This window comes from Parapedobacter sp. 2B3, assembly GCF_041925275.1.
Classification (GTDB): Bacteria; Bacteroidota; Bacteroidia; order Sphingobacteriales; family Sphingobacteriaceae; genus Parapedobacter; species Parapedobacter pyrenivorans_A.
Genome location: NZ_JBHEUZ010000004.1, coordinates 146968 through 158969, shown reverse-complemented (window position 1 = coordinate 158969; position 12002 = coordinate 146968). Strand labels below are relative to the sequence as shown.

At 47.6% G+C, this 12002-nt stretch carries 15 protein-coding genes; 7 read left to right on the top strand and 8 right to left on the bottom strand.

Going from position 1 to position 12002, the window contains the following annotated elements:
* Window position 1: 1 nt before the first annotated feature.
* Window positions 2-322 carry a metalloregulator ArsR/SmtB family transcription factor gene (locus tag ACEVG1_RS06555; RefSeq protein ID WP_374742945.1) on the bottom strand — a complete coding sequence of 107 codons (321 nt, stop codon included), beginning with the start codon at window positions 320-322 and terminating at the stop codon, window positions 2-4.
* A 220-nt stretch (window positions 323-542) separates the two neighbouring features.
* Here ACEVG1_RS06555 and ACEVG1_RS06550 point away from each other — a divergent pair, with 220 nt between their 5' ends.
* On the top strand, window positions 543-1829 hold the full coding sequence (locus ACEVG1_RS06550) for an acetyl-CoA hydrolase/transferase family protein (protein ID WP_374742786.1): 1287 nt from the start codon (window positions 543-545) through the stop codon (window positions 1827-1829).
* Between the two features lie 8 nt (window positions 1830-1837).
* Here ACEVG1_RS06550 and ACEVG1_RS06545 read toward each other — a convergent pair whose 3' ends face one another.
* Window positions 1838-2293 carry an SRPBCC domain-containing protein gene (locus ACEVG1_RS06545; protein ID WP_374742785.1) on the bottom strand — a complete coding sequence of 152 codons (456 nt, stop codon included), beginning with the start codon at window positions 2291-2293 and terminating at the stop codon, window positions 1838-1840.
* Between the two features lie 310 nt (window positions 2294-2603).
* On the opposite strand from ACEVG1_RS06545, the gene ACEVG1_RS06540 reads away from it, so the two are divergent.
* Entirely contained in the window at window positions 2604-4283 is a 1680-nt protein-coding gene (locus ACEVG1_RS06540) for a C25 family cysteine peptidase (RefSeq protein ID WP_374742784.1), read from the top strand.
* Window positions 4284-4400: 117 nt separating this feature from the next.
* Here the strand turns inward: ACEVG1_RS06540 and ACEVG1_RS06535 are convergent, their stop codons facing one another.
* Together ACEVG1_RS06535 and ACEVG1_RS06530 are read right to left on the bottom strand one after the other, a co-directional pair.
* A complete protein-coding gene (locus ACEVG1_RS06535) occupies window positions 4401-4583 on the bottom strand; it encodes a hypothetical protein (protein WP_374742782.1) in 183 nt (60 codons plus the stop codon).
* Between the two features lie 3 nt (window positions 4584-4586).
* A complete protein-coding gene (locus tag ACEVG1_RS06530; protein WP_374742781.1) occupies window positions 4587-5678 on the bottom strand; it encodes a hypothetical protein in 1092 nt (363 codons plus the stop codon).
* Window positions 5679-5801: 123 nt separating this feature from the next.
* Between ACEVG1_RS06530 and ACEVG1_RS06525 the strand changes: the two genes are divergently transcribed.
* The 4 genes from ACEVG1_RS06525 to ACEVG1_RS06510 all read left to right on the top strand — a co-directional run bounded on the left by ACEVG1_RS06525 (window position 5802) and on the right by ACEVG1_RS06510 (window position 7766).
* The gene (locus ACEVG1_RS06525) at window positions 5802-6191 is read left to right on the top strand and encodes a DUF2784 domain-containing protein (RefSeq protein ID WP_374742780.1); all 390 of its coding nucleotides are present in this window, start codon (window positions 5802-5804) and stop codon (window positions 6189-6191) included.
* A 28-nt stretch (window positions 6192-6219) separates the two neighbouring features.
* Window positions 6220-6867 carry an alpha/beta fold hydrolase gene (locus ACEVG1_RS06520; protein ID WP_374742779.1) on the top strand — a complete coding sequence of 216 codons (648 nt, stop codon included), beginning with the start codon at window positions 6220-6222 and terminating at the stop codon, window positions 6865-6867.
* A 228-nt stretch (window positions 6868-7095) separates the two neighbouring features.
* Entirely contained in the window at window positions 7096-7344 is a 249-nt protein-coding gene (locus ACEVG1_RS06515; protein WP_374742778.1) for a DUF6364 family protein, read from the top strand.
* Entirely contained in the window at window positions 7344-7766 is a 423-nt protein-coding gene (locus tag ACEVG1_RS06510; RefSeq protein ID WP_374742777.1) for a type II toxin-antitoxin system VapC family toxin, read from the top strand. Before ACEVG1_RS06515 ends, ACEVG1_RS06510 begins: the two co-directional genes overlap by 1 nt.
* A gap of 239 nt (window positions 7767-8005) precedes the next feature.
* On the opposite strand, the gene ACEVG1_RS06505 is transcribed toward ACEVG1_RS06510, so the two are convergent.
* Together ACEVG1_RS06505 and ACEVG1_RS06500 are read right to left on the bottom strand one after the other, a co-directional pair.
* Entirely contained in the window at window positions 8006-8188 is a 183-nt protein-coding gene (locus ACEVG1_RS06505) for a type II toxin-antitoxin system PemK/MazF family toxin (RefSeq protein WP_374742775.1), read from the bottom strand.
* Between the two features lie 68 nt (window positions 8189-8256).
* Window positions 8257-8487 (bottom strand): hypothetical protein, encoded by a 231-nt coding sequence (locus ACEVG1_RS06500; RefSeq protein ID WP_374742774.1) that lies wholly within the window; start codon window positions 8485-8487, stop codon window positions 8257-8259.
* A 559-nt stretch (window positions 8488-9046) separates the two neighbouring features.
* Between ACEVG1_RS06500 and ACEVG1_RS06495 the strand changes: the two genes are divergently transcribed.
* The gene (locus ACEVG1_RS06495; RefSeq protein ID WP_374742773.1) at window positions 9047-9244 is read left to right on the top strand and encodes a hypothetical protein; all 198 of its coding nucleotides are present in this window, start codon (window positions 9047-9049) and stop codon (window positions 9242-9244) included.
* Between the two features lie 59 nt (window positions 9245-9303).
* Here the strand turns inward: ACEVG1_RS06495 and ACEVG1_RS06490 are convergent, their stop codons facing one another.
* Complete coding sequence (locus tag ACEVG1_RS06490) at window positions 9304-10602, bottom strand: redoxin domain-containing protein (protein WP_374742772.1); 1299 nt, start codon at window positions 10600-10602, stop codon at window positions 9304-9306.
* A gap of 37 nt (window positions 10603-10639) precedes the next feature.
* A complete protein-coding gene (locus ACEVG1_RS06485) occupies window positions 10640-11995 on the bottom strand; it encodes a RagB/SusD family nutrient uptake outer membrane protein (RefSeq protein WP_374742771.1) in 1356 nt (451 codons plus the stop codon).
* Window positions 11996-12002: the final 7 nt, after the last annotated feature.

Sequence of the window (12002 nt, the reverse complement as noted above, 5' to 3'; positions counted from 1 at the left end):
TTTAGTTGTTTGTAGATTTTTTCATCACAGCTTCCAGCTTGTTGAACCGGTCGTCCCACATTTTCCGGAAGGGTTCTACGAAGTCGGCTATTTCTTTCATCTTTTCCAGATTCAAATGATAGTAGACTTCCCTACCCTTTTGCTCCTGCTGTAGCAAATCACATGCAGTCAGTATTTGCAAATGCTTTGAAACCGTGGGTCTGGCCGTATCAAAATTCGAGGCTATCGCCCCTGCGGTCATGGCCTGGGTGGTCACCAACAAGAGAATGGCCCTCCGTGTTGGGTCAGCTATCGCCTGAAATACATCTCTTCTTAATTTCATCATGAAGTTATTTGGCTACAAATATAAATGTAGCTATCCGACTACGCAAATTTTTCTTTGAATTTTTGCAGCACCGTTGGGATCATTGAAGAATCCGGATTTTGAGATTCTTCAGCTCCAATTAGCGCAAAATTGTTAACTTTCACTGTCGCTTGCGCATGGCGCTGTAGTTACAAGGAAAATCATTTTTCACCAGATAAATAGTCAAAAAACAAAAAGGATGGCACCCACATACATAACCGCCGCAGAAGCAGTAGCCTGTGTACAATCAGGCAACCGGGTATTCATACACGGCAGCGCGGCCACGCCCGTACCGCTGGTCAACGCACTGATCGATAGGCACGAAACACTTCGGAATGTCGAATTGGTGGGCATCACCAATATGGGCGGCATCAACTTCAACACGCCCCAATTCAAGAAAAGCTTCTATTTCAATTCCCTCTTCGTGAGCGAAAATATCCGATCGCTTATACGGGAGAACGGTGGCGATTATGTACCGGTGTTCCTAAGCCAGATACCGCAGCTGTTCAATCAGCACATACTTCCGCTCGATGTCGCCTTGGTACAGGTATCAGCGCCGGATGCGCACGGGTATTGTTCATTGGGCACTTCGGTAGATATTGCCAAGGCCGCCGTTGAAAACGCCCGCATTGTCGTCGCACTGGTCAATCCAAAAATGCCCCGTACACATGGCAACGGATTCATCTCCGTCAGCGATATCGACCATTTAGTATATCAAGAAGTGGCGCTTCACGAGGTTGATTATTCCCAAAAATCAACCGATGCCGTCAGAACCATCGGGCGCCATGTCGCTTCGCTCGTTGAAGACGGTGCAACGTTGCAGATGGGCATAGGCAGCATACCCGACCAGGTGCTGCAAAACCTCACCGGCCACAAGCACCTGGGTATTCATACGGAGATGCTTTCCGATGGTGTCATCCCCTTACTCAAAAGCGGCGTCATCGACAACAGCCTCAAAAAGATAAAGAGGGGGCGTACCGTCACCGGGTTTATGGCGGGCACCCGCAAGCTGTATGATTTCGTACACGACAACCCCAAGGTGCTGGTCATGGATATATCCTATGTAAACGATACCAGCATCATCCGGCAGAATGCCAAGATGACGGCAATCAACAGTGCCATCGAAATCGACCTCACCGGCCAGGTATGTGCCGACTCCATCGGCATCTACCAGTTTTCCGGTATCGGCGGGCAAATGGATTTCATCCGAGGGGCCTCTTTGTCAGACGGCGGCAAGCCGATCATCGCGTTACCCTCCGTCACCTCACGCAATCAGTCCCGCATCGTGCCATACCTCAAGGAAGGAGCCGGTGTGGTCACCACACGCGGGCATGTGCACTGGGTAGTTACCGAGTACGGCATGGTCAACCTGTTTGGGAAAAACCTCAAACAACGGGGAAAAGCACTCATCAGCATTGCCCATCCATCACACCGGGAAGCGTTGGAACGTGCCTTTTTTGAACGCCATGGCGTAATGCCGGTTTAAAGCTGAATTTACTGCTCCGCCAGCCGTTTCACTACTTCTAAGCCCTCTGTAAACCCACGGTCCATTGTCTCCTCCCCTTCGTCTCCTTCTGGAATCTGTACAGAAGCGCGGAGTGTGGTGATGCCGTCCTGTTCCGTAAGGTAGTATTCTTCCAACGAGCCCGCCCAGGTTTTCACCCTTTCGCTCGTCGTATCCTCCCGCCCGTCAATCAGCTCGCCTAGGTGCTCAAATACCAGCTCATAAGGTTCATCTATGGTTTTTATGGTAGATACCATCCCGCTGCCATTGCTATCCATGAATAGCGTTTTACCACCTACCTCCCAATCGCTCCGCATGGATCCGCCAAGCGGGTCGTCGGGATTGAATGCCCTTGTCCATTTTGAATAGGTCTCCGGATTCCAAAGTACGTCCCATACTTTCTGGGCCGTCGCATTGATTTCTTTTGTGAATTGCAACGTTTTCATCGTATATCGTTTAAAGAGTTCCGCGTTTTGCTAAGATAAAGCCATGGAGAAACATTCAATGACACCCCCGTAGTGATACAACAGCTCAATGTATAAATAAGTTTACCCTACCAAAAAATAACAGCAAATCTTACCGGGGGTAACCAGTTCGATCCATTTTCTTCACAAGAAAGGCAGTTGTGGTAAAGTCATATTGCAAACTACTGGTTCATTAATTACACCATTTCAGGTATTGCACAACGCTCAACTCTTTATAAAATTTGCCATACAAATAGGAAAGTAGTCATATCCAATTAGATTCTAAAGAGCCATGGCAAAGAAAACGATTAAACTGGCATCACTCGTTGCCGGTGAGAAAAAAGCGATCACCAACGCGCAATTAGTACGCGCACAGGTATTGAAGGACCGGACGGTATTTAACCTCGAAGCGATCGGGCGCAACTACAAACTCAACCAGGCATACCGCAGTGTACGCAACCTACAGTTAACGGACAACCGCGGGCGCAAGCTCGAGACGTTTAAGGACTACCAGCTCACCTTCAAGAAATTCCTTGATTTAGTGCCGCTGATTTCCGAAAAGAAGCGGCCGTCGTACCCCGCGGGCGAATCATACCTCAATACCCGAACGCTACTCCGGCACTACCGCGGGCATGTACTGGTACTCGTGCACAAAGACGTTTACCAACAGATCAAAGACCGGATAGATCGGTATGTGCTCGATCTGGGGCGCGACCAGTTTTGGGCCACCATCCACGTATACAATGGCGGCACCCCCAGTTACATCCGCAGCTACATCAAGGCCAGAAATCCAAAAGGCGTGGTCATGGTCGGTGCCATCCCCCCAGCGTGGTTCGAGATGAGTGATGACTTCCATGGCAGTGCTTCCGAGTTTCCCTGCGACCTGTACTACATGGATACGAATGCCACCTGGACCGATTCGGACGCCGACGGCAAATTCAATGCCGTATCGGGGCATGTCACCCCAGAGATTTGGTTGGGGCGCCTCTGGACACCAACCTTAAACGGAAACGACCCTACACTACTCAACAACTACTTCGATCGCAACCACCGTTTCCGTACCGGTGATCTGGGCCATTCCCGATCCGCCCTCGCTTATGTAGACGACGATTGGACTGGCTTTGACGACTGTGAGATGGACCAGATGACCCCCGCTGCTTACATCACCAAATACACCAACCCCGACATTACCGACGCAGACTTATACAAAACGGAAATAAACCGCAGCCGCTCATTCGTGCAGGTCTGCTCGCACTCTTCCCCCCACGTGCATTCGTTCCGCGTGCCATCGTCAAGCACTACTGAATACATCGAAACAGCCTACTTCCGCGATCAACGTGCACCGAATGCGCATTTTTTCAACCTGTTTTGCTGCAGCTCGGCCCGGTTTACCACCAGTGAGTATATTGGTGGCTGGTACATTTTTGACAAAGCCGGCGGCGAAACCAATACCGGGCTTACGGCCGTAGGCAGTACGAAAACGGGCTCTATGTTGTTTTTTGCCGACTTTTACAAGCCCATCGGCGAGGGCAATTGCATCGGAGATGCTATGATCGATTGGTGGCGTGCACGCGGTGGAGACCATGATCTTGGCGAACGCCAATGGTTCTACGGGATGAGCATCCTGGGAGACCCCACATTGGGCTGGTGGAAAGGCGCGGTACCCAGGCCAATCGCCCCTGCCGAGGGTAGCGTATTTAACCATTACCCACGCACCATGACGTTCAGTTGGCAACCTGTATCCATACCTGGCGCAACCTACAGCATCGAAATCGATGCCCACGGTGCCGTGCGCGCTGGCCAATGGGCCGCCGAGTCTTTCCAGACCTTTTCTGTGCACCACAATTTGACGGGCACATCCTTCAACCACAATTTTGTAGGTGCACAGCCGGGACGGTGGCGGGTACGCGCCAAAATCGGCGACCGCTATTGCAATTGGAGCGAGTGGCAGTACTTCCGCTTTACCATCTAATGCGAGGCTCGGCTACACTCCTGCGCCGGCACACGCGTACCGCAGTAGACGCTACCAATATGGTGCGCAACGCATCATATTGGTAGATGAGACCGTGAATTTTGTGAAACGCGTCACTTAGTGGGCCAGCGGCGCGCTATCTACGAAGAAATACCCGTATTTCATGCCGCTCTTTACCCCCGTGAAGTATAATCCCGACCCGTCGGGCGACCACTGCAGTCCATCCTGCACGTAGTAGCTTGGCTGTTCGAGGTCATCGGTATAGGTCAGTTGCCGCAGCGCACCTGTAGCGAGTATCATCGTTCATATTTCACGGCCCCCGCTGCGATCACTGAGAAAAGCGATCCGATCGCCCAGGGGCGAGTATACCGGGTTGTAATCGTTCCAATCCGATTCGACCAATAGCCGTCGGTCGGTGCCATCGGCATCCATTTCGACGATGCGCAGCGAATAGGGCAACACATTGCTATCCGTCGAAGGCACCGTAGTAAACGCGATCTTGCCGCCATCAGGCGACCATGTTGGGGCCAGCCCACTCAACACTTCGTTGGTGGCGCTCACCGTTGTCAAACGCTGTACTTTGGTGGTGTCAGCCACGTCAACACTCCACAGGTCTAAGTAGCCAGCTTCACCACCGCGGTCTGACAGGAACAAAAGCGAACGGCCATCCGGCGACCATGCCGGCTCCACGTTGCGGCGCTGCCCGCCCACGATCTGCCGATGTGTCCCCTCCTCCGAATCATACACGTAAATATGCTCGGGGTAGGTCGGTCCCGTCAATCCATCGCTCGTCTGATAGGCCAGCCGGTAGTCGGCGGGCGCCCAGGCCGGCGCCTGTGTGCGGCTCCGCACCACCACCTCTGGCGATTGCCCCTCCCGTATAGTCAATGTGCTACCCGAACTGGCCCGGTAGGTCGTGAAGGCATCAAACCGCCCGTCGTATGACCGGCTGACATCCGTCGGTTGTGGAAAGTGCATTACGTCGCTAATGCGATGGCCTATTGGGGCTGTCATGATCCTATTGGTCGTCACTACGCTATCGTGCTTTCCAACCACCACCACTTGAAAAAGATACGGCTTGTCGTTTTCCAGCCCGCGGATCGTCAGTTCCGTCTTGCTTGGCGGCAGCTGCGTATGAAGCCGGAAATCCTCCGGCCCACCTTCAGATATGAAGACCTGGTATTTCACTGGTGTGGTCGCCTGTGGGCAGGGCCCAACGAGACACATCCGAAAATCGCCCCACTTCAATGATATGCTGCCATCGGACTGGGCGCTATACAATTGGTATTCCTGTACCGCATCCAGCGTTGCCAGGTTTACTGTTGTCGGGTCCTTCTTGCACGATACCGCTGCACCTGCCGATAGTACCACCATCAAAAGTAACACTCTTTGCATAAATCAGGTATTTATGAGTTGTAGACGACATTCAATGGCATTTCGCTACACCGCCATTTGTAATTGCTCCCACATCGGGTCGGTCTTCCACGCAACAATTCCCGTCCCCTATTGTTATCTTTCGTGTGGCTACCCATACTCGATAGCTTTTATACGCTGTTACACCTGCTGATCATCGGGTTTAACCTGCTGGGCTGGATTTGGCCTGCCACACGCCGTTGGCATCTGTGCGGGGTGCTGCTCACGGCAGCGTCGTGGCTTGTACTGGGTATCTGGTATGGCATCGGCTACTGCCCGATTACCGACTGGCAATGGGAGGTCAAAACCCGCCTCGGCGAACGCAACCTGCCGAACTCATTTGTCAAGTATCAGGTAGACAAGCTGGCAGGAGCCGACAGCGACCCGGGGTGGATCGACGCAATCACCGCGGTGAGTTTCGCTGTGGCTTTCTTGATTGCGCTGTACCTGAATTTTCGTAGATTGCCAAGGCGTGCACGCCAAAGAGGCGTTTAAGCCGCAACACACGAAACTACAATGAAGCATGGATGCGCAAACACTCAAGTTGAGGATTTCCCCCACGGTCAATGCGGTAACGGCTAAATACACTGCACCAAACCATCCCATATGCACCCTTACGCTGGCCCATGGCGCGGGTGCCGGCATGGACCATCCCTTTATGGAAGCGCTTGCCGGTTCGCTTGCCGATGCGGGCATTGCCGTCCTGCGGTTCAACTTCCCGTTTTCGGAGCAACAGAAACGCCGCCCGGATTCCCCCGCAGTCGCCCATCAGACCATCGCGGCGGCTATTGCGAAGGCCCGTACCCTGAATCCTATGCTACCCCTCATTGCAGCTGGCAAATCATTTGGCGGAAGGATGACTTCGCAATACCTCGCCGCCCATCCGGATAGCGGGGTAGCCGGTATTGTGTTTTATGGTTTTCCGCTCCATCCGGCCGGTAAGCCAGCCACCGTTCGAGCCGACCACCTCCAGCAACTACGCATTCCTATGCTCTTCCTGCAGGGCTCCAGGGATGCGCTGGCCACGTGGGAGCTCATCCATTCGGTATGCAATTCGCTGCCCTTGGCCTCGCTGGTGCGGCTTGAGGGGGCGGACCATTCGTTTAAGGCGGGGAAGCATTCCGTACTTCCAACGTTGGTGAGCGAGACGGTGAAATGGGTGCCCCGCTAGTAGACCTGCCGCGGTTTAACCATAGCGAGAAAAGTTAACTCTCGCACCAGAGGGGCAAGTGTTCAGCGAAGCGCCACTTGTGCTCAACACTCCAACACCCCAATCTCCAACAGTCCTTCCAAAACAGGCAGCGGCTTGGTGTATTGGATACCGACTATGTCGTCATGCACGGCTAACCTTTTGCCTATACGGATATTTTTCTTATTTTTGCACGTACAGTTTGTTGCCATGGATACGAAATTGACATTGAAACTCGACAAGATGGTTATCGAACGTGCGAAATCGTACGCAGCGTCGCAGCAGCGAAGCTTATCAGGCATTATCGAAGCGTATTTGAAATCGCTTACTGACCAAGGGACAGCGGCCGATTTACCTATTTCGCCATTTGTCAAAAGTATGTCGAATGGCTTAGGGATGCCGGAAGACGCCGAACACGGTCGAGGGTATTCCGATTACCTCGCTGACAAATATAACTGATGGCTGTTTCCCGCATATTCTGGGATACGAACATCGTCCTTGACCTCTTGGCCGAACGCCACCCATATTACGAACCGGCAGCAAAACTGGCGACACTTGCCGATCAAGGTCGTGTTATACTAGTCTGCTCGGCATTGACATTTGCTACGGCTCATTATTTATTGAGCAAGTTCGGCAATGCCGTACGGGCTAAGGAGAGCCTACGGAAGTTCAAGGTAATCTGTGAGGTATGTCCCATCGATGAAGCCATTGTCGAGAAGGGGTTAAACGCTGATTTCACGGATTTCGAAGACTCCTTGCAGTACTACAGTGCCATCAAAGCAAATTGCGGCGTCATCATCACGCGTAACGCACCGGATTTCAAGCTGGCAGATATTCCTGTGATGAACGCCCAGGAATATCTTTCGAGCATAAAGCCGTAACCTCAATCCGCGAGATTCACCGCAGCTTGTACCTTAATCCTTGGTGGCCTTCCGAAGCACCGATAACAAGTCTGGCCACGACAAAATAGCATCGTGACGTGACTGCAAATGAAATGGACCGGAAATGCCGCTAAAATAACCTTACGGAAAGCATCACCCAAGAAAGCAAAGCCCTGTCCTGTACTCGCTACGCCCAAATCCGGAATAGAAAGGCACGAGAAAGTTGCTGCGCGCAACGCTCACGATATATCCAGCACAATCCGGGTATTCGCTTTCAATTTGGGGATTTGGTCTTCGGTAAGCCGTCCAAGCTTTTTGATTAGCCGATTATTGTCTATTGCCCTAATCTGGTCAACCAGTATATCGCTCAGCCGATCAAGTTGTCCTTCTTGTAAGTGCACACGGAGTAGTTCGATACACAAAGGGTCGCGTTTTACCGGGTTCCGTACTTTTTGTGGGATTGAGGTCAGCCAGCCAAATATCATACTGTCTAATCGCCATCCATCAATTTTTCAAATTCATGCAAAACTTGCATGGAGTCAGCGCTTGTTAGTTTGGATTCTTTAGCCAGTTTACTTTTCAGGAGCCGCCTTTTATTGAAGAGGTTATACGCTTCTACCGCTTCATTGATATAGCGATTTCTGGCCAACTTCAACTTGGCTGTCATTTCTTCCGTATCCGCAAACACGCGGTTGTCCAATTTTAACGATAAAGTCTTCATCCGCTCGTTTTTCACAAAGGCATATATTTTAAGTATATACTACAAGTTTTTTTTGATGACGCTTACGCCTACTCTAAAATGGCACGAGAGATGCTTTGGGAACTTTCCCTTTCCCGTAAAATGTTGGATCCCCGGCCTAGTCTAAAAAACGATGATTATACAACAATAGGGTGCATTTCTCATCACGCCGCCGACTGTCTAACCGCAGATACGGACTACCTATATCACTTTGAATATCAGTTAATCCCTATAGAAGTCAAATCCGGCAAAGCAGAGACGGTAAAACCTATCAATTGCTTAACCTCCCCTATTTTCTGCTTTCACAACTGGATGCATACCTGGGATGGTTCAAAAACCGTAAAGTCACGATAGATGGGTTGATCAGGCCCTAAACGCGGCTCCCAATCGTGTTGAGCGTGCAGTCGCACAACACTTGAGCCAGTTGGGATTATTTATTGCGCGATAAACAGGCAGAAGCTGAACACCTGTATAAAATAGTAGGCATTTCTTAATCAAAGTTTTTATTGTTTTTTGAGATTATAAAAGCATTATTTCAATTATGAGAAAAATTAAAATCTCATTTGCCGCTTTTGCATTTGCGGCCGCTGTAATTGCTACAGTAACAGCTAATGGGTCAAATTTGAATGATGACCCACGCCCGTGTAATGACCCTGAGACAGAATGTACAGGAACGGTAGCTCAATGTTGTAAAGATCTTCCTTCCGGAGATATTTTAGGGTTCCCTGTCAACGATTAATAATAAAAATCAGGTCGTTGATGTTTGATTCGACGACCTGATCTTTAAGCATTTATTTATCAATCTTTTAAAACAAGCATTTTTATTTTTCTATTGCATTTTTCTATTGTAATACCATATTGGAATAGAGCGTTATTTATTTCTTCTAAATTAGTCATGTTTGTATTCAATTGAATGTCGACATTTTTATTTATTCCAGTTTCGTCAAGGAGAATTTTGTCTTGATGGTAATATTTTACCATGTCAAAAAAAGAAGAAAAAGGCTTGTTTTTTATAGAAATACCAGCAGAACTCCAATCCGCAAATGTACTATCTCCCTGGGCATTCAGTTTTGTTGAATCGTGACAACTCATTACGTAACAGTCAACATTTCGTATGTCAAATGAAGCTTCAAGGCCAATTGCATTTTCTAAATCCCTTCTCATGATTTTGAAAATATTACCAGTACTATTGTCGGATACATTGAGTTCATAACAATATGCATTCTGTTTAGCCCAATCTAAGATGTTTAGATGAGGCGAATGGCTATACTTATCAAGATTCTCCAATTCAAGGATCGTCCTTGATATAGGAATCGTCCCATTTTCATCTGCATAGGCCATTCTATATAGTGTAACCGAGCTTGTATTCAAACCTTTTATCCTCTTCATAGGCTTAGTACCATCAGGTATATATGTAGTTTGACCAATCCTTAAGCCCTCAATATAGCCTGTTAATACTGTGCTATGGATAATAGTAGCATCATTATTGCCATTTCCATCTATTAACAATGGTTGCAAGGGGTTGTAATCAATTCTTATGTCATTTTTTTTCGTTAGATTTAAATTTACTCCATTCACAAAATTTCGGATATTTTCTTTCGTGACATCGGAGCTGTAAGTAACTGCTTGTATCACCCCGAAATCGTCAATCCACACATAATGCGGTACTGTCTTTACATTAAAGAGTTTGTGGACTGTTGAATCAATTGCTATTGGTAGGGAAATTCTTTTGTCTTGTTCAATCCGCTTATTGTAAAATTTAACAATATCATCATTTCTTGTGATTCCAACCAAAATTATTTGCAACTCATCGTTAAACTCTTTTTGCAATGCCTCCATTTTAGGGATTCCCTGTATGCACGGTATGCAGCTCGTCGTCCAGAAATCCAATAATACCCGTTTGCCTTTGAAATCGCTAAGGTTAACCTGGCTTTTGTGAAAATTTATAACATTGTCAAGCATGAAGTCTGGACTTGGTTTCCCAATTGCTATTTCCTGATAACTAATGTTTTCTTGGTTCCTATTTTCTTGTGTTTTTCCGGTTAGGAAATAAAAAAGTAGTAAACAGATAAGGTATATGGACCGGAAGTTATTCATAATATATATTGCTTTGTCGATTATTTATGTCTGTTATTCATCTTTGATTTTGCTCCATCCCCGTTGCGTCAATTACGGCCTGGGGTATTGGAAATACATATTTAGAGCTATTGGGTAGGATTGTAAATGTATCCTGATCTAATAAACGAACAAGCGTTTTTTCAAACTTTGGGTCTTTGTTTAGTCTCCTTAAATCGCTCCAACGCAGCCCTCTGAATAACAGTTCTTTTCTTCTTTCAATGAGTATGCGTTCTAACGCATCACCCGGAGTCGTTGCAGTTAGTGGAACAAATGTGCCGGATACCCAACGATTCTCAAGTAATTCGTTTAAGTCAGCCATTGCTGCCGCGCTATTTCCCAGCCGTGCGAAGCATTCTGCTCTTATAAGATATACTTCGTCAGTTGCAATTCCGCCAAAAACGTTTATGCCAGGACTCGCTCCCATGTATGTCCCCTTAAAATGATTTCCCAGTTCAGCTGTCCGGAAGAAAAAATCTTTTCTAAGGTCGTTTTGTCCATATAATTCATATAGGGTCGTATCTACCAAGTAATTATTATTATTTGCTAAAATATCCCCTGCTTGGGCGGCTTGAAAAATGACTTCTTCATTCAAAAAAGGGATAGGAAAGGGCTGTGTGCTGTCAAGGGAGTTATAGTCCATTAACTTGCTATAAAATTGAAGACAAGAATCTGCGTACAATAAAGCATTTTCATAATCACTCATCACTAAATAAGTTCTCGCTAATAACGCATACGCAGCAGGTTTAGAGGGTCTGAATTTATAAACAGGATTAATTGGCAAATTTGATACAGCTATTTTCAAATCGGAAATTATTTTATCATAGCTTTCCTGCACAGTTGATCTCTTTGATTTAACATTTACATCAGTAGTTGTCCGTAACACAATACCTAAGTCAGAGTTTGCTGTAGCAGAACTGTAATGTTTGGCAAAAATTTGGGATGTGGTATAAAATGCAAATGCCCTGAAAAAATGAGCACTGCCAACGATATTACTTCTCTCTATTTTGTTAGTCATATTTGGTGCTATCTTCTCCACACCCTCTAAAGCTGCGTTTGCATAAAAAACAGTGAGATAGGGTCTTTGCCAAATAGACGTACTTCCTACATCCAGGAAGTTACTTTCCCAAGTATAGATTTCCCGAAAAGTCAAACTTAGCGCTTGCCAGATATTATAAGAAAGATAATAGTCGTCTGAAGCCAAATCTCCAATTACGGGATAATAATTGTTCATTACAAGATTTCTGTCTAATATGCTTTGGAGATCTTTTAACGTACTTGGCACAACCATGCCACTGTCATTTTTCTTTTCCAGCCAACTTTTTGAACACGATATTGACACCAGTATCGCTAATAAATACATTGTATATTTCATGGTTAAG

Bases quoted from the DNA above. Each gene is read 5' to 3' on its own strand.
- ACEVG1_RS06535 (WP_374742782.1), bottom strand. From the start codon at position 4,583: ATGATACTCGCTACAGGTGCGCTGCGGCAACTGACCTATACCGATGAC.
- ACEVG1_RS06495 (WP_374742773.1), top strand. From the start codon at position 9,047: ATGAGAAAAATTAAAATCTCATTTGCCGCTTTTGCATTTGCGGCCGCT.
- ACEVG1_RS06530 (WP_374742781.1), bottom strand. From the start codon at position 5,678: ATGCAAAGAGTGTTACTTTTGATGGTGGTACTATCGGCAGGTGCAGCG.
- ACEVG1_RS06540 (WP_374742784.1), top strand. From the start codon at position 2,604: ATGGCAAAGAAAACGATTAAACTGGCATCACTCGTTGCCGGTGAGAAA.
- ACEVG1_RS06515 (WP_374742778.1), top strand. From the start codon at position 7,096: ATGGATACGAAATTGACATTGAAACTCGACAAGATGGTTATCGAACGT.
- ACEVG1_RS06510 (WP_374742777.1), top strand. From the start codon at position 7,344: ATGGCTGTTTCCCGCATATTCTGGGATACGAACATCGTCCTTGACCTC.
- ACEVG1_RS06555 (WP_374742945.1), bottom strand. From the start codon at position 322: ATGAAATTAAGAAGAGATGTATTTCAGGCGATAGCTGACCCAACACGG.
- ACEVG1_RS06490 (WP_374742772.1), bottom strand. From the start codon at position 10,602: ATGAATAACTTCCGGTCCATATACCTTATCTGTTTACTACTTTTTTAT.
- ACEVG1_RS06485 (WP_374742771.1), bottom strand. From the start codon at position 11,995: ATGAAATATACAATGTATTTATTAGCGATACTGGTGTCAATATCGTGT.
- ACEVG1_RS06500 (WP_374742774.1), bottom strand. From the start codon at position 8,487: ATGAAGACTTTATCGTTAAAATTGGACAACCGCGTGTTTGCGGATACG.
- ACEVG1_RS06520 (WP_374742779.1), top strand. From the start codon at position 6,220: ATGGATGCGCAAACACTCAAGTTGAGGATTTCCCCCACGGTCAATGCG.
- ACEVG1_RS06550 (WP_374742786.1), top strand. From the start codon at position 543: ATGGCACCCACATACATAACCGCCGCAGAAGCAGTAGCCTGTGTACAA.
- ACEVG1_RS06545 (WP_374742785.1), bottom strand. From the start codon at position 2,293: ATGAAAACGTTGCAATTCACAAAAGAAATCAATGCGACGGCCCAGAAA.